This window comes from Streptomyces sp. NPDC002055 (assembly GCF_040296705.1).
In the GTDB taxonomy this organism is placed as follows: Bacteria; Actinomycetota; Actinomycetes; order Streptomycetales; family Streptomycetaceae; genus Streptomyces.
This window is the reverse complement of the sequence record NZ_JBEOXS010000028.1, coordinates 19373-35815: the sequence shown is the minus strand read 5'-3', so window position 1 is coordinate 35815 and position 16443 is coordinate 19373. Positions and strand designations below refer to the sequence as shown.

The window sequence follows — 16443 nt, the reverse complement described above, 5'->3', positions numbered from 1 at the left end:
GGTCGCGAACCGGTGCCCGAGGCGGTCGCGGGCCGGCTGCGGGGCCGGATCCGAGCGTCCGGACCCGGTCCCCGCCCGCTCCCGCTCCCGCGGGACCGGAGCTAGGGCAGGACCAGCGAGAGCAGCAGGATGAAGCCGATGCCGACCACCGAGATGATGGTCTCCATCACCGACCAGGTCTTGAACGTCTGGCCGACGCTCATCCCGAAGTACTCCTTCACCAGCCAGAAGCCGGCGTCGTTCACATGACTGAAGAAGAGGGAGCCCGCCCCGATCGCCAGGACCAGCAGGGCCACCTGCGGGGTGCTCATATCGGCCGCGAGCGGGCCGACCAGCCCGGCGGCGGAGATGGTGGCCACCGTCGCCGACCCCGTCGCCAGCCGGATGCCGACCGCGATCAGCCAGGCGAGCAGCAGCGCGGAGACCGACCAGTCCCGGGAGAGCTCCAGGATCATCTGCCCGACGCCGCAGTCGATCAGCGTCTGCTTGAAGCCGCCGCCGGCACCGACGATCAGCAGGATCCCGGCGATCGGCACCAGCGACTTCTCCACCGTCACGGCCAGCCGGTCCTTGCCGAAGCCGGCCGCCCGGCCGAGCGTGAACATCCCGACGACCACGGCCGCGAGCAGGGCGATCAGCGGGGAGCCGAGGACGTCGGTGACCCGCTGGACGTGGTCCTCGGGGTCGTCGACGACGATGTCCACCAGTGCCTTGACCAGCATCAGGGCGACCGGGAGCAGCACGGTCGCGACCGTGGCGGGAAAGCTCGGGCGGCGCTCCAGGGTCTCCGAGGGGCGCTCCGGAACCAGGCCCTCGGGCGGGGTGACGTCCACCCAGCGGGCGGCGTACCGGGAGAACACCGGGCCGGCGATGACCACGGTCGGCACGGCGACCAGCACCCCGAGCGCGAGGGTGACGCCGAGGTCGGCACCGACGGCGTCGATGGCGGCGAGCGGGCCGGGGTGCGGCGGCACGAGGCCGTGCATCACGGACAGGCCGGCCAGCGCCGGGATGCCGATGCGCATCAGGGAGTAGTGGCCGCGCTTGGCGACGAGCAGGACCACCGGGATCAGCAGCACGATGCCGACCTCGAAGAAGAGCGGCAGCCCGATGATCCCCGCGATCAGTGCCATCGCCCACGGCATGGAGCGTTCGCCCGCCCGGGCCAGGATGGTGTCGACGATCTGGTCCGCCCCGCCGGAGTCGGCGAGCAGCTTGCCGAGGATCGCGCCGAGGGCGATGAGCACCCCGACACCCGCGACGGTGTCGCCGAGGCCCGTGGTGAAGCTTTCGGTCACCTTGTCGAGGGGGGCCGCCGCGACGGCGCCGAGGGCCAGGGAGCCGATGGTCAGGGCGAGGAAGGCGTGCACCTTCCAGCGGGTGATGAGCAGGACGATGACGGCGATGCCGACGAGGACGGCGAGGCCCAGCTGCGCATGGCCCGCCGAGGTGATCGGCTCGACGGGGTCCGCTGCCGCCAGTATCTCCGCGCTGAGACGACCGGTCACGGCGATTCCTTTACGGGTGGGTGACGGGGGTGGGGGCCGGACACCGCGCCAGGGCGGCAACCGCCTGTGCGGTGACGGACGCCGGATCCGCGGTGACGGGGACGGCGGTTCCGCACTCGTCCGCCTGGAGCGGCTCCAGGGCGGCGAACTGCGAATCGAGCAGAGCACCGGGCATGAAGTGGTCCCGGCGCCCGTCCAGGCGCTCGGCGATCAGCGAGCGCTCGCCCGTGAGATGGAGGAAGCAGAGGCCGGGGGCGGCGGCCCGCAGCCGGTCGCGGTAGGCGCGCTTGAGGGCGGAGCAGCTGACCACACCGCCGAGGCCGGCGCGGCTCCGGGCCCAGGCGCCGATGGCGTCGAGCCAGGGCGCGCGGTCGGCGTCGTCGAGCGGGGTGCCGCCGGACATCTTGGCGATGTTGGCGGGCGGGTGGAAGCCGTCCGCCTCGGCGTACGGCACACCGAGCTCGGCGGCCAGGGCCTGGCCGACAGTGGATTTGCCCGTACCGGACACACCCATGACGACCACGACGTGGGGGGCGTTCATCTGCGAAAACCTCGCTGTCCTCTGCGACCTCGACGCGCCCCACACTCAAACTCATAGGTACGACGTATTCAAGAGTTCGTGCGCTAAAAGTCATACTTAATTGAGGTCACGGTCCGGCGCGTAGGCTGACTTCCGCACAGGGGGCGGCCGGAGAGACGGGAAGACCATGGAGAGCCAGGGCCGGGAACGGGGACTGCACGCACGGCTGTTGGCGTCCCTCGGTCCCGCGATCACGGCGGGCGAGTACCCGGCGGGGACCGTCCTGCGCACCGACGAGCTGGAGGAGCGCTTCGACGTCTCCCGCACCGTGGTCCGCGAGGCGGTCCGGGTCCTGGAGTCGATGCACCTGGTGCAGTCGCGGCGCCGGGTCGGGGTCACCGTCCTCCCGGCGGACCAGTGGAACGTCTACGACCCGCAGGTCATCCGGTGGCGGCTGGCCGGCGCCGACCGGGCGCGCCAGCTGCGGTCGCTGACGGTGCTGCGCTCGGCGGTCGAACCGGTCGCCGCCGGGCTGGCCGCCGAGCTCGCCACCCCCGAGCAGTGCGCCGAGCTCACCCGGCACGCCCTGGGCATGGTGGCGACCTCACGCGGGCAGCAGCTGGACGCCTATCTGGTGCACGACGTGGCGTTCCACCGGGTCGTGCTGCAGTCCTCGGGCAACGAGATGTTCGCCCGGCTCGGCGATGTGGTGGCGGAGGTGCTGGCCGGCCGCACCGAGCACCAGGTGATGTTCACCGACCCCGACCCGGCCGCGGTCACCCTGCACGTCCAGGTGGCGGAGGCGGTACGGGCGCGGGACGCGGCCCGTGCCGAGCGGCTCACCCGGGAGATCACCGCCGGCGCGATGGCCGAGCTGGACGTCCTCGCGCCCTGAGCCCCGGCCGCGCCCGCCCGGGGACGACGGCCGCGCGGTCTCAGCCCGCGCTCGACAGCGACAGCTTCGCCGCGAAGCCGAGGAAGAGCGCCCCCGCCGCCGAGGTCGCCCCCGCCGCGAGCCGCTTGCGGCGGCGGAACTGCGCCGCCACCCGGCTGCCGCCGAATATCAGCGCGGTCAGATAGAGGAACGAGCACAGCGTGGCCAGCGTGCCGAGCAGCAGGAACGACAGCGCCGGGTGCGCGTATCCGGGGTCGACGAACTGCACGAAGAAGGAGACGAAGAAGAGGATCGCCTTCGGGTTGAGCAGGCTGATCACCAGGGCCCGGCGGTACGGCCGCTCCACCGCCTCGGTCCCCTCCCCGGCCGCGGCGGCGGCGGAAACAGGCCCGGCGTCCTCGGCGGCCGGGCGCTCGTGCCGGGCGCGCCACATGCTCCACGCGGCCCGCAGCATGCCGATCGCCAGCCAGGTCAGATAGCCGGCGCCCGCGTACTTCACGATGCCGTAGAGCATGGCGTTGGCCTGGAGGAGCGAGGCCACGCCGGCCGCGGAGAGCACCATCAGCACGGCGTCGCCGCAGAAGACCCCGCACGCGGCGCGGTAGCCGGTGCGCACACCGCGCCGTGCCGCGACCGATATCACGTACAGCGAGTTCGGCCCGGGCAACAGGATGATCAGTACGAGTCCGGCGAGATACGTCGGGAGGTCGGTCACGCCCAGCATGGCCCGGAGTCTGGCACAGGCCTCCGACAATTCGCTCAGGCGTCCACATGCCAGAAGCGGCGGACCGCTCCCGGGCCGGGACACCCGCATGGTTCCCGCAGGTCAGAACACGTCCGACGGTTCGTAGGCGCCCCACACCTCCCGCAGTGCGTTGCACACCTCGCCCACCGTGGCGCGCGCCGCCAGCGCCCGCTTCATGGGGTACAGCACGTTGTCCGTCCCCGCCGCCGCGCCCCGCAGCGCGCCGAGCGCGGAGTCCACGGCCGTCCGGTCCCGCTCCGCGCGCAGCTTGGCCAGCCGCTCGGCCTGCTGCGCCTCGATCGCCGGGTCCACCCGCAGCGGCTGGTACGGCTCCTCCGTCGGCGTCCGGAACCGGTTGACCCCCACCACGGTGCGTTCACCGGAGTCCGTCTCCTGCGCGATGCGGTACGCGCTGCGCTCGATCTCGCCCTTCTGGAAGCCGCGTTCGATCGCGGCGACCGCGCCGCCCAGGTCCTCGACCCGTCGCATCAGCTCCACCGCGGCGTCCTCGACCTCGTCGGTCATCCGCTCCACCGCGTACGAACCGGCGAACGGGTCGACGGTGGCGGTGACATCGGTCTCGTGGGCCAGCACCTGCTGGGTGCGCAGCGCGAGCCGGGCCGACTTGTCCGTCGGCAGCGCGATGGCCTCGTCGAAGGAGTTGGTGTGCAGCGACTGGGTGCCGCCGAGCACGGCGGCGAGCCCCTGAATCGCGACCCGCACCAGATTGACCTCCGGCTGCTGGGCGGTGAGCTGCACCCCCGCGGTCTGGGTGTGGAAGCGCAGCATCATCGACTTGGGGTTCCGGGCACCGAACTCCTCCCGCATCACCCGCGCCCAGATCCGGCGCGCGGCGCGGAACTTGGCGACCTCCTCCAGGAGCGTGGTGCGGGAGACGAAGAAGAACGACAGCCGGGGCGCGAAGTCGTCCACCGCCATCCCGGCGGCCAGGGCCGTGCGGACGTACTCGATGCCGTCGGCCAGGGTGAACGCGATCTCCTGCGCGGGCGAGGCCCCGGCCTCCGCCATGTGGTAGCCGGAGATCGAAATGGTGTTCCACCTCGGCATCTCCCGCCGGCAGTACTGGAAGATGTCCGCGGTCAGCCGCAGCGAGGGCACCGGCGGAAAGATGTAGGTGCCCCGGGCGATGTACTCCTTGAGCACGTCGTTCTGGACGGTGCCGGTCAGCCCGCCGGCCGCGATGCCCTGTTCCTCGGCGACGATCCCGTACATCAGCAGCAGCAGCGCGGCCGGTGCGTTGATGGTCATCGAGGTGGAGACCTGGTCCAGCGGGATGCCGTCGAACAGCACCCGCATGTCCTCGGCCGAGTCGATCGCCACCCCGACCTTGCCGACCTCCCCGTGCGCGAGGGGCGCGTCGGAGTCGTGGCCCATCTGGGTCGGCAGGTCGAACGCCACGGACAGGCCCGTCGTGCCGTGGGCGATCAGATCCCGGTAGCGGGCGTTGGACTCGGTGGCGGTGCCGAAGCCCGCGTACTGCCGCATCGTCCAGGGCCGGCCCGTGTACATCGACGGGTAGACCCCGCGGGTGAAGGGGTACTCCCCCGGCTCGCCCAGCTTCTCCGCCGCGTCCCACCCGGCCAGGGACGCCGGGCCGTACACCGGCTCGATGGGAAGTCCGCTCTCGGTGGTCCGGGGGCTGCCCGACTCTGGCGCCATTGCTGTGCCTTCCCTGTCGCCACGCACCGGTGGCCCGTGTCCGCGGCGCCGGGCCGCGGGGCGGAGCGCGCCCCGCGCCGGCCCGGCTGCGGGACCTTTCATCCAGGGATGTACCCCGGGTTCGCCCACCGGCAGCCCGGGAAGAGTCAAACGGGGAAAGATCCGGATGAGGGGGGATCTTGGTGGCCTGGAACTCGTCGGTGTGCAGGGGCCTGGTCTGCGGAGGTGTGCGCGGGGCGGTCGCGGCGGCCGCGGCCGTCGTTCTGGCGGCCGGCGCGGCCACCGGCTGCACCTCGAGAACCCCCGTCGCCGGCGACGGCAAGGCCCCGGCCCGCACGGCGCCGGCCACCGCCTCCCGCAGCGGACCGCCCTCCCACCGCGGTCCCGGAACGGCGACCGGCAGCACCCGGCCCGCGCCGAAGCAGCCGTCCCGGCCGTCCGCCGCACCCCGGCCGGCGGCACCGGCACCCGTGATGGCCCTCGGCAGCCGGAGCGCCCGGGTACGGGAACTCCAGGCCCGGCTCCGGGAGCTGGGGCTCTTCGGCCGGGCTCCGACCGGCTACTACGGCTCGGTCACCACGGCGTCGGTCCGGTCCTTCCAGGCCCGGCGGCACCGGGCCGTCACCGGCGCGGTGGACCCCGGCACCTGGGCCGCGCTGCGCGCGCTGACCCGGCAGCCGTCGCGCGCCGCGCTGTATCCGCCCACGAGCCGCCCCCTGCCGCGGACCGATCCGCGCTGCCGCACCGGGCGGGTGCTGTGCATCAGCAAGAGCAGCAACACCCTGGCGTGGATGGCGGACGGCCGGGTGCTCGCGGCGATGGACGTGCGGTTCGGCTCGCAGTACACCCCGACCCGCGAGGGCGTCTTCGCCGTCACCTTCAAGAGCCGCCACCATGTCTCGACGATCTACCGCACCCCGATGCCGTACGCGATGTTCTTCAGCGGCGGCCAGGCGGTGCACTACTCGGCGGACTTCGCGGCCCGCGGCTACGCCGGGGCGTCGCACGGCTGTGTGAACGTCCGGGACCGGGCCGGGATCGCCGCGGTCTTCGCCGGGGTACGGCCCGGGGACAAGGTGGTCGTCCACCGCTAGCCGTCCACCGCTAGCCCTCCACGGCTGAACGGACATGTCCGGGGACGGGGCTGCGGGGAGGCGCTCGCCGCCGTGGTTCCGGGGCGTTGCCGGAAGGCTGCCGGGGGATGCTGCCGGGCGCGCGGCGGGAAGCCGGGGGCGAGGAGGTCGGAAAGAGAGGGCGCGGGCGGGGCCGGGGGAACGTGCCCCGCCCGCGCCGATGCGTGGAGCCGTAGGTACGGGGGGAACCCCGGCTCTTCACGCGGCCGATGACCAGTCGGCTCACTTCATACTGCGCCGGGTCTTCGAAAAGTGTCACACCCTTGGTTGAACAGTGGACTGAAGCGGCGCCGAATCCGTCACGCCCGGGCTCCACGGCGCGACCGGACAGCGCGCCGAAGCGCGCCGGGGCGCACCCGCGCACGCGAGGGACCGCCCTGGCCGCACCGAGCCGCCAACCAGGAACGGGCCAGGTCAGGCCGGTGATCCGGCCCTCCGCCCGGCGAAGACGACGGGCTCTCGGAGGGGCGCCCGCGCAGCCGGGGTCCGGTGAGGGGGCCCGCGGCCCCGGTCCGGTGAAAGCGCCCGAGCAGCCCGGTCCGGTGAAGGCGCCCGCGGCCCCGGTCCGGTGAAAGCGCCCGAGCAGCCCGGTCCGTGAGGGTGCCCGCGCAGCCCCGGTCCGGTGAAGGCGCCCGCGAGGCAGAGCCGGTGAAGCCCCCGCAACAGCAGGGGCACGGATGCCGGAGGGCTCGGGCAGCACCGTGGACGCCGGAGGCCCAGGCACCGTGTCCCGCACGGCGAGCCTCCCGAGGAGGGACGCCCCCGCGCCCCCGCGCCCCCGCGCCCCCGGGAGATCACTCCGGAAACGGAAGCGACCGCCGGAGGGCTGCCGGGACGACCCCGGGCCGTGGCGCGGCGAAAGACCCCGAGACCCGGGGCCTTCCGGTGAAGTCCTCAGGTCCGGGGCCCCGTGGCGAAAGCACCCTGGGCGCGGGGAAAGCCCCCTGGCTGCGGCGAAAGACCCCCTGCGCCCGGAGGCCAGAGGGCAAAGGCCTCAGGGAGCCGTGGTCCCGGTGGCCGGGACCGTCGAGGTGTCCCCGGCCGTGGGGCTGTACGCGCTGGGCTTGCCCTCGCCGTGCCCCGGACCGTTGCCGCCGCGGTCGGCGTCACCGCTGTCGTCGGTGCCGCCGTCACCGTGGCCGTCGCCGCCGGGCTTGGAGTCCGAGCCCGTTCCGCCGTCGACGGAGCCGCCGGCCGACAGCCGGTCACAGTAGCGGTCGACCGCCTGCGAACCGCCGGCCGCCCGCTCCAGGGCCAGCCGGGTCCGGGCGTCGAGCCCACCGGTCTCGTACTTCTGGCACAGCGCCAGGAAGAACTTCAGCTTCTCCCGGTCCCGGCCGTCGCCCTGGCCCGGCACCTCGGGCTTGTCGTCCCGGCCGGTGCCGCCGCTGTCCGACGGGCGGCCGTGGCCACCGGCGGAGGGGGCGACGGTGCCGGGGTCCCGGCGGTCGGCGTCGCTGTCGCGCTCTCCGGTGGGCCGTCCCGTGGGAGACCGGTCCGGAGTCCGGTCCGTGCCGCCGTCGTGGGACGGCGGAGGCGAGTCGGGGCCGGAGGTCGCGCCCGCGGACACGCTCTGTGCCGGCAGCGGTTCCCCGCTCCCGCCGCCGAACGGCGCGGGCAGGACTCCCGCTCCCGCGGCGACGGCGACGCCGCCCAGCGCGCACCCGGCCAGAGCCACTGCCAGGCCCGCACGCAGCGGCCGGCCGAAGCGGGACGGCCGGCCACGCCGGGGCGGCTTGGGTCTTCCCAGCCGGACGGACGGCGGGGCGCCCATCGGGGCTTCCCCGCGCGTAGACATCGTGGACACGACATCGGCGCGTTCTTCCCGGGCCTTCCGGAAGGCGGCCAGCGCGGCGGCCTCACCGGGAAGTTCCTCGTGGAACGCGCCTCCGGGGCCGGTTCCGGTTCCGGGCAGGCGGACGTCCGCCGCGTCGGCCAGGGCAGCGGCGAGCCGCTCGGCCTGGGCGCGCGCGAGGGGGTCGTCGGCTCCGACCGCGGCGTCGGCTGAAGCGCCGCGCAGCAACCGCTCCGCAGCGTCCTCGTCCAGCCAGCTGTACCGGTCGTCGGCCATCACATGTCCTTCTGCGTCCGTGGACCGGAATCCGTCACACCGGCGGACGGCCGAGCGCCCGGCCGCGGGGCCCGCTGCGGGGGCACGCCCTCCAGTCCGCCCGGCTCCGTACCGCCCTCCGCCGCGGCTGCCGAAGCCGCTTCGATTCCTGTGTCACCTGCGGTGTCGCCCCCGAACCCGGCGGGGGCCGAGGCGCCGAGGATCTCGGCGAGCCGCTTCAGTCCGCGGTGTGCCGCGGTGCGCACCGCGCCCGGCCGCTTGCCGAGCACTCCGGCCGCGCTCTTCGCGTCGAGTCCGACGACGACCCGCAGCACCACGGCCTCGGCCTGGTCCTGCGGGAGGTGGGAGATGAGCCGGAGCGTGCTGCCGGTCCCGAGGGCCTCCAGCGCCTCGTTCGCGGTGTCCGCCTCACCCGGCTTGTCCGTGAGTTCGGTTTCGTCGCCGCCGACGGCCGGTCTGCGGCCGCGCATCCGTATGTGGTCCAGCGCCCGGTTCCGGGCTATCCGCGCCGCCCAGCCGCGGAAGCGGTCCGCGTCGCCGCTGAACCGCTCCAGGTCGCGGGCTATCTGCAGCCACGCCTCGGACGCGACGTCCTCCGCGTCCGGGTCGGCGACCAGCGTGCGCACATAGCCGAGCAGCCGCGGGTGCACCGCCCGGTAGACGGTCCGGAACGCATTCTCGTCCCCGTCCTGCGCCGCGTGCACCGCGGCGGTCAGTTCCGCGTCGTCCCCCGGCACGCCCTCATCCTGCTTCACTCTCACTTGACTCTCCGACCTGGGGGACCTCACGGTGCGTCTCCCTCGCCGGTATCAGTGGCCGCCGGACCCGGGAACCATGACCCGGTTCCTCCGCGCCGCGGAGGACATCATGTCCGGGTTCCGGTACGGGCCGTCGGCCGGGGGGACGATCGCCGCACCGGCGGGCAGGCCCGCGGCCACCGGCAGGGCGCGCCACAGGTGCGCGGGCCGCGCGGGCCCGGCCTGGCCGTCGACGCACGGATTCATCTGTGGAGCACCCCCGGAGTACGGCCCTCCCTGGGCCGGGCAAACGATCACGGCAGTCACGCCGTCCGGCGCGACCAGCACGCTACGGCCTGTTCCGCTTCCGCGTCCACGTCCGCCGGGCGAGCGGGGACCGGCCGGAGGGTGGCCGGGGGGTGGTGTGACAGAAAACCGCCGTCCGGCGCTGAGGGGAGTACGGGCCTCTCACAGGCCCTCTTTGACGACGGCCGGGGTCTCTCCTGTGGGGGGTGGCGACCCCGGCCGTCCTTTGTTTCCCCACCGACACGCCGTCCGGATGCCGGGCGAATGCGTCCATGCCTCGGACGAACCGGGGCCGCGGGCCCTCCGCCTGCCATGATGCGGGGCCGCCGGGTGACGGGTTCTCCCGCCGCCGGGCGTTCCGGAACGGCGAACGGCGCCCCGAACCCGCACGGATTCGAGGCGCCGAGGCGATGCCCGACCGCTCCGCCCGGAGCCGTCGAGGCGATGCCCGGACCACTCCACCCGGAGCCGGCCCCGGCGGCAGGGCTCAGTTCTCCGCGTCCACCCGGTCCGCCAGCTTCGTGAAGGCCGGCCAGCTGAGCTGCGGCTTCCCCGGGTCCCACAGCTTCTGCGAGACCGCGTTGAGCGGCAGCCGGATCCCGCGCGCCACCTGCTCCTCGGTCTGGGTGCCGGCGAGGTCGCACCAGACGGCGAAGCGCCCGCCCGGCACCTGCTGCGGGCCGGTCTTCTGCGAGGTCACCGGCTTGGTGCCGCGCAGCACCGCCGGAGTCCACTGCTCGTAGATCCGCTCGCCGGTCGGATAGGTGAAGTCGTTGGGCTCGCCGAGCACGTAGTAGAGGTACTCGTCATTGAGGTTGGCCACGGTGCGGCCCTCGCTCAGGTACGACGCCGGCACCCGCTCCCCGGCCTCCTTGCCGGTCCAGTACTCGACCTCGATGTTCTTGTCGGCCTTCACCACGCCGCCGGTGAAGAAGCCGTCGTTCCAGGCCTTGGCCTTCTTGCCGCCCTCCCGCACCACGGCGGCACGGTCGTTGAGCCAGGCGGTGGCCAGGTCCTGGATGCGCCCGTCCGGCCCGTACTTCTCCCGGGCCTGCGCGGCGAGTGAGGGGTAGGAGGCCGAGGGGTCCTCGGCCATCAGCGCGCTGTACTCGTCGGCGCCGATGTGGAAGTACGGCCCGGGGAAGGTCTTGGAGTACTCCCGCAGCAGGTCGTCGATGAGCCGGGCGGACGCCGGCTTGCCGATGTCGATGGCGCCCTCGGCGGGCTCGCCATTGACATTGACCAGCTGGAGCGAGGGGTGGGCGCGCAGCACCGCACCGAGGTGGCCGGGCGAGTCGATCTCCGGGATGACGGTGATGTGCAGCTTCTTCGCCACGTCCAGGATGTGCCGCAGCTGGGCCAGGGTGAGGTGCTCGCGGGAGACGACCTCGGGATGCGAGGTGCTCTGGATCCTGAAGCCCTGATCGTCGGAGAAGTGGAGGGCGAGCTGGTTGAGCTTCAGGTCGGCCATCTCGTGCAGCCGGTCCTCGATCCACTCCGGGGTGAAGTGCTTACGGGCGATGTCGAGGTTGAGGCCGCGCTGCGGCCGGTCGGGGCGGTCGTCGATGACACCCTCGGGGACCTCGCCGCCCGAGCGGAGCGTCTGGAGGACGGTGCGGGTGCCGTAGAAGACCCCGGCGTCCGCGGCTCCGGTGATCACGACCCGGCCGTCCCGCGTGGTGATCCGGTAGGCCTCGGCGCCGCCGCCGCGGCCCTTGTCCAGCGTCAGCTCGATGTCGCCCTTCCGCGGGGAGCCGGTGGCGTAGTCGGCTTTCAGCTCGCCCGCGAGCATCCGGGCCTCGTCGGCGAGCGGGCCCTTCGGGTCCGCGACGACCCGGGTGTCCTTCGCCGGTTTCCAGCCCGGGCCGTTCCCCGGGTCGAACGCGCGCACGGCCGGCACCGTACGCGGCGGGTCCGGCGGCGGATAGGACTTGGTGGGACTCGGCGAGCGGTGCGACGCGCTCGCCTGCTCACCGCCGCCGCCCCCGTTGCCGGAACAGCCCCCGAGGAGCGCCACCGCGAGGGCGGCGGCTCCCAGGGCGGCCGGTGTTCCCAGCCGTCGTGTCGGCCTGGTCGACCCTGTCGGATGCACCATCGGAGTAAAACCTCCCAATAACGACAAAGGTACGGCTCCTCGCACGCTTCCCTGTTCTTCACTCGCGCGCGACCGCTCCCGTCCGGGTGAAATTGCCCTATGCATCGGACAGGCGGTGACATGCACCGATACGGTTGACGCTCACCCGTACCTCCTGTCCCACTTTTCTCCCCTGCCCCGGCGCGCCGGAGATCGCCAGAGGAGGCCACGCTGTCCAGCGACACTCCGGCCGTCCCGCCGCGGGAGTCCATCACATCCATGATCGGGAGCACACCCCTGACCGGAAGCTCAGCCCCGACCGGAAGCTCGTCCCTGAACGGAAGCTCGCCCCTGAACGGCAGCACGTCCCGGAACGGAAGTCCGGCCCCGACCGGAAGCCCAGCCCTGGCCGGAGACCCACCTCCGGGCGGGAGCGAGCGGACCGGCCCGGTCCGGGAGCCCGCCGCCTCCGCCCTGGAGCGGTTCAACGCCGCACCCCGGGGCGCCGCCGAGGCCGCGCTGCTCGGCTGCTGCCGCAGCCGCCGCTGGGCTCGCCGGCTCGCCGACCACCGCCCCTACCCCGATGTCGACGCCCTGCTCGCCGCGGCCGACGAGGCGGGCTACGACCTCACTCCGGCCGATCTCGCGGAGGCGCTGGACGGGGAGTCCGCCGCGGGCGGGCTGCCGGGGCTCGGGGCCCCGCTCCCGCCGGGGCCGGGCAGCCAGGCGGCGCACACCGCGCTGCGGGCGGCGCACGCCGCGTACGAGAGCCGCTTCGGGCATCTCTTCGTGATCTGCACGGACGGGCTCCGGCCGGACGAGGTGCTCGGTCACGTCCTGGCGGAGATCCGGCGACGACTGGGTCACGAACCGGAGGAGGAGCGCACCGTCGCCGCCGACGAACTGCGGCGCACGGCCCGGGGGCGGCTGGGGCGACTTGTAGCGGATCATCCGGAAAAACCCTGGTCCGGGACGGCTCGATAGCCCGTACGTGCCTCTTTGATCACACCTTCGGGCCCCCGGGCGAGTGAACCGACAAGGCGTCGCTACGATGGCCAGGGCCGGTGGACCGTACCCGGCCGGGCCCGACCGACAGTGCTCCTCTTAACTGTCAGAAGCTGGCGGCAGGCCCCAATCCCCGCTCCCGGAGGGTTTTCCGTGCCGGCTGGAACGCTGTACCGCGGCCGGGAAGGCATGTGGTCATGGGTGGCTCATCGCGTCACCGGTGTCCTCATCTTCTTCTTCCTGTTCGTCCACGTTCTCGACACCGCTCTCGTCCGCGTCTCCCCGCAGACGTACGACGACACCATTGCGCTGTACAAGACGCCCCTTGTCGCCTTGATGGAATACGGCCTCGTCGCCGCCATCCTCTTCCACGCACTCAACGGCCTGCGGGTCATCGCTGTGGACTTCTGGGCCAAGGGCCCGAGGTACCAGAAGCAGCTGCTGTGGACGGTCATGGGCGTCTGGGTCGTGCTGATGGCCGGGGCGGTCTACCCCGTCCTCAACCACGCCGCGCGCGAAGTGTTCGGGAGCTGACATACATGAGCACCACTGAGACCTCTCCGAAGGATTCGGTCGAGCCGACCGACTCCGGCTACAGCCCGGAGAACCCGGCTCCGGTCATCGAGCCGCCGCGGGCCCGCACCGGCCGCACGCCGAAGTCGACCCGCACCAACTTCGAGCTGTACGGCTGGCTGTTCATGCGGCTGTCCGGCATCGTTCTCGTCGTTCTGGTCATCGGCCACCTGCTGATCCAGCTGGTCCTGGACGGCGGCGTGAGCAAGATCGGCTTCGCGTTCGTCGCCGGCCGCTGGGCCTCGCCGTTCTGGCAGATCTGGGATCTGACCATGCTCTGGCTCGCCATGCTGCACGGTGCCAACGGTCTGCGGACGATCATCAACGACTACGCCGAGCGGGACAACACGCGCCTCTGGCTGAAGATGTTGCTCTACACCGCCACGGTGTTCACCGTCCTTCTGGGCACGCTGGTGATCTTCACCTTCGACCCGAACATCCAGTAGAGCCGGGGCTGACGCACGACATGAAGATTCACAAGTACGACACCGTCATCGTCGGCGCCGGCGGCGCCGGGATGCGCGCGGCCATCGAGTCGACGAAGCGCAGCCGCACCGCCGTCCTGACGAAGCTGTACCCGACCCGCTCCCACACCGGCGCCGCACAGGGCGGCATGGCCGCCGCCCTCGCGAACGTCGAGGAGGACAACTGGGAGTGGCACACCTTCGACACGATCAAGGGCGGCGACTACCTGGTCGACCAGGACGCCGCCGAGATCCTGGCGAAGGAGGCCATCGACTCGGTCCTCGACCTGGAGAAGATGGGCCTGCCGTTCAACCGGACGCCGGACGGCACCATCGACCAGCGCCGGTTCGGCGGCCACAGCCGGAACCACGGCGAGGCCCCGGTCCGCCGGTCCTGCTACGCCTCGGACCGCACCGGCCACATGATCCTCCAGACGCTGTACCAGAACTGCGTCAAGGAGGGCGTGGAGTTCTACAACGAGTTCTACGTCCTGGACCTGCTGCTCCGTGAGGTCGACGGGGTCACGAAGTCCGCGGGCGTCGTCGCGTACGAGCTGGCCACCGGTGAGATCCACGTCTTCCAGGCGAAGGCCGTGATCTTCGCCTCCGGCGGCACCGGCAAGTTCTTCAAGGTGACCTCCAACGCGCACACCCTGACCGGTGACGGCCAGGCCGCCGCGTACCGGCGCGGGCTGCCGCTGGAGGACATGGAGTTCTTCCAGTTCCACCCGACCGGCATCTGGCGCATGGGCATCCTCCTCACCGAGGGTGCGCGCGGTGAGGGCGGCATCCTCCGCAACAAGGACGGCGAGCGCTTCATGGAGAAGTACGCGCCCGTCATGAAGGACCTCGCCTCGCGTGACGTCGTCTCGCGCTCCATCTACACGGAGATCCGCGAGGGCCGCGGCTGCGGTCCCGAGGGCGACCACGTCTTCCTCGACCTGACCCACCTGCCGCCGGAGCAGCTGGACGCCAAGCTGCCGGACATCACCGAGTTCGCGCGGACGTACCTCGGCATCGAGCCCTACACGGACCCGATCCCGATCCAGCCGACCGCGCACTACGCGATGGGCGGCATCCCGACCAACGTCGAGGGCGAGGTGCTGGCCGACAACGACACCGTCGTGCCGGGCCTGTACGCCGCGGGCGAGGTCGCGTGCGTGTCGGTGCACGGCGCCAACCGGCTGGGCACCAACTCGCTGCTCGACATCAACGTCTTCGGACGCCGGGCCGGCATCGCCGCCGCCGAGTACGCCGCCAAGGCCGACTTCGTCGAGCTGCCGGAGAACCCGGCCGAGCTCGTCGAGGCCCAGGTCGAGCGGCTGCGGACGTCCACCGGCGGCGAGCGGGTCACCGAGATCCGCAAGGCGCTGCAGGACACCATGGACGCCAACGTCATGGTGTTCCGCACCGAGCAGACGATCAAGACCGCCGTCGAGAAGATCGGCGAGCTGCGGGAGCGCTACCTGAACGTGGCGATCCAGGACAAGGGCAAGCGGTTCAACACCGACCTGCTGGAGGCCGTCGAGCTGGGCAACCTCCTCGACCTGGCCGAGGTCATGGCCGTCTCCGCCCTCGCCCGGAAGGAGTCCCGCGGCGGTCACTACCGCGAGGACTACCCGAACCGCGACGACGTCAACTTCATGCGGCACACCATGGCGTACCGCGAGGTGGGCGACGACGGCGCCGAGTCCATCCGCCTCGACTACAAGCCGGTCGTGCAGACCCGCTACCAGCCGATGGAGCGTAAGTACTGATGAGCACCCCGACGCTCGAGAAGCAGGACGCGGCCCCTCAGGACGCCTCCGACGCTTCGCCCTACATCACGGTCACCTTCAGGATCCGCCGGTTCAACCCGGAGGTCGCGGCCGAGCCGTTCTGGGAGGACTTCCAGCTCGAGATCGACCCGAAGGAGCGTGTGCTCGACGGCCTCCACAAGATCAAGTGGGAGCAGGACGGCACGCTGACCTTCCGGCGCTCCTGCGCGCACGGCATCTGCGGCTCCGACGCGATGCGCATCAACGGCCGCAACCGGCTGGCGTGCAAGACGCTGATCAAGGACATCAACCCGGAGAAGCCGATCACGGTCGAGGCCATCAAGGGCCTCACGGTCCTCAAGGACCTCGTGGTCGACATGGAGCCGTTCTTCCAGGCGTACCGGGACGTCATGCCGTTCCTGGTCACCACGGGGAACGAGCCGACGCGCGAGCGCCGGCAGTCCGCCGAGGACCGCGAGCGCTTCGACGACACCACCAAGTGCATCCTGTGCGCCGCGTGCACGACCTCGTGCCCGGTGTTCTGGAACGACGGCCAGTACTTCGGCCCGGCGGCGATCGTCAACGCGCACCGCTTCATCTTCGACTCGCGTGACGAGGCCGGGGAGCAGCGGCTGGAGATCCTCAACGACAAGGACGGCGTCTGGCGCTGCCGGACCACCTTCAACTGCACCGACGCGTGCCCGCGTGGCATCGAGGTCACGAAGGCGATCCAGGAAGTGAAGCGGGCGCTGATCACGCGTCGCTTCTGATTCCGCGCCGCTTCGGCGGCACAGCAGGACAGCGGAAGGGCCCGCTCCATGATGGAGCGGGCCCTTCCGCTGTTCTGGGGGGCGGGTTTTGTGGCACCGGCGGGTGCGGGGGCCTGCGGGTTTCGTGGCCTGCGGGTTTCGTGGCCTGCGGGTTTCGTGGCCTGCGGGTTCGTTCCGCGCCCTGGCCGGCCGGCTGCCCGGTGCC

Annotated in this window: 15 protein-coding genes; 7 read left to right on the top strand and 8 right to left on the bottom strand. The window is 72.3% G+C overall.

Annotated features, from left to right (window positions below; translation table 11 throughout):
- Positions 1-101: 101 nt before the first annotated feature.
- Together ABT112_RS18965 and ABT112_RS18960 are read right to left on the bottom strand one after the other, a co-directional pair.
- Entirely contained in the window at positions 102-1508 is a 1407-nt protein-coding gene (locus tag ABT112_RS18965; protein WP_351510994.1) for a GntP family permease, read from the bottom strand.
- Positions 1509-1518: 10 nt separating this feature from the next.
- Positions 1519-2049 (bottom strand): gluconokinase, encoded by a 531-nt coding sequence (locus tag ABT112_RS18960; protein WP_351510992.1) that lies wholly within the window; start codon positions 2047-2049, stop codon positions 1519-1521.
- 166 nt (positions 2050-2215) lie between these two features.
- Between ABT112_RS18960 and ABT112_RS18955 the strand changes: the two genes are divergently transcribed.
- On the top strand, positions 2216-2923 hold the full coding sequence (locus tag ABT112_RS18955; RefSeq protein ID WP_351510990.1) for a FadR/GntR family transcriptional regulator: 708 nt from the start codon (positions 2216-2218) through the stop codon (positions 2921-2923).
- Between the two features lie 40 nt (positions 2924-2963).
- Here ABT112_RS18955 and leuE read toward each other — a convergent pair whose 3' ends face one another.
- On the bottom strand, positions 2964-3647 hold the full coding sequence (gene leuE / locus ABT112_RS18950) for a leucine efflux protein LeuE (protein ID WP_351510988.1): 684 nt from the start codon (positions 3645-3647) through the stop codon (positions 2964-2966).
- Positions 3648-3749: 102 nt separating this feature from the next.
- Positions 3750-5348, bottom strand: a complete 1599-nt coding sequence (locus ABT112_RS18945; protein WP_351510986.1) for an acyl-CoA mutase large subunit family protein — start codon at positions 5346-5348, stop codon at positions 3750-3752.
- Between the two features lie 182 nt (positions 5349-5530).
- On the opposite strand from ABT112_RS18945, the gene ABT112_RS18940 reads away from it, so the two are divergent.
- A complete protein-coding gene (locus tag ABT112_RS18940; protein ID WP_351510984.1) occupies positions 5531-6442 on the top strand; it encodes a L,D-transpeptidase family protein in 912 nt (303 codons plus the stop codon).
- Positions 6443-7475: 1033 nt separating this feature from the next.
- Here the strand turns inward: ABT112_RS18940 and ABT112_RS18935 are convergent.
- From ABT112_RS18935 to ABT112_RS18920, 4 genes are all read right to left on the bottom strand, one after another.
- On the bottom strand, positions 7476-8552 hold the full coding sequence (locus ABT112_RS18935; protein WP_351510982.1) for a hypothetical protein: 1077 nt from the start codon (positions 8550-8552) through the stop codon (positions 7476-7478).
- Positions 8552-9289, bottom strand: a complete 738-nt coding sequence (locus ABT112_RS18930; protein ID WP_351511102.1) for an RNA polymerase sigma factor — start codon at positions 9287-9289, stop codon at positions 8552-8554. Before ABT112_RS18930 ends, ABT112_RS18935 begins: the two co-directional genes overlap by 1 nt.
- Before the next feature lie 72 nt (positions 9290-9361).
- Positions 9362-9556, bottom strand: coding sequence for a hypothetical protein (locus ABT112_RS18925; RefSeq protein ID WP_351510980.1), 195 nt, complete (start codon positions 9554-9556; stop codon positions 9362-9364).
- 526 nt (positions 9557-10082) lie between these two features.
- Complete coding sequence (locus ABT112_RS18920; protein WP_351510978.1) at positions 10083-11690, bottom strand: beta-N-acetylhexosaminidase; 1608 nt, start codon at positions 11688-11690, stop codon at positions 10083-10085.
- 258 nt (positions 11691-11948) lie between these two features.
- Between ABT112_RS18920 and ABT112_RS18915 the strand changes: the two genes are divergently transcribed.
- The 5 genes from ABT112_RS18915 to ABT112_RS18895 all read left to right on the top strand — a co-directional run bounded on the left by ABT112_RS18915 (position 11949) and on the right by ABT112_RS18895 (position 16238).
- Positions 11949-12653 (top strand): 2-oxo-4-hydroxy-4-carboxy-5-ureidoimidazoline decarboxylase, encoded by a 705-nt coding sequence (locus ABT112_RS18915; protein ID WP_351510976.1) that lies wholly within the window; start codon positions 11949-11951, stop codon positions 12651-12653.
- A gap of 174 nt (positions 12654-12827) precedes the next feature.
- Entirely contained in the window at positions 12828-13208 is a 381-nt protein-coding gene (gene sdhC / locus ABT112_RS18910; RefSeq protein WP_351510974.1) for a succinate dehydrogenase, cytochrome b556 subunit, read from the top strand.
- 5 nt (positions 13209-13213) lie between these two features.
- Complete coding sequence (locus ABT112_RS18905; protein ID WP_351510972.1) at positions 13214-13693, top strand: succinate dehydrogenase hydrophobic membrane anchor subunit; 480 nt, start codon at positions 13214-13216, stop codon at positions 13691-13693.
- Between the two features lie 20 nt (positions 13694-13713).
- Complete coding sequence (gene sdhA / locus ABT112_RS18900) at positions 13714-15468, top strand: succinate dehydrogenase flavoprotein subunit (RefSeq protein ID WP_351510970.1); 1755 nt, start codon at positions 13714-13716, stop codon at positions 15466-15468.
- A complete protein-coding gene (locus ABT112_RS18895; RefSeq protein WP_351510968.1) occupies positions 15468-16238 on the top strand; it encodes a succinate dehydrogenase iron-sulfur subunit in 771 nt (256 codons plus the stop codon). Before sdhA ends, ABT112_RS18895 begins: the two co-directional genes overlap by 1 nt.
- The last annotated feature ends 205 nt before the right edge of the window (positions 16239-16443 follow it).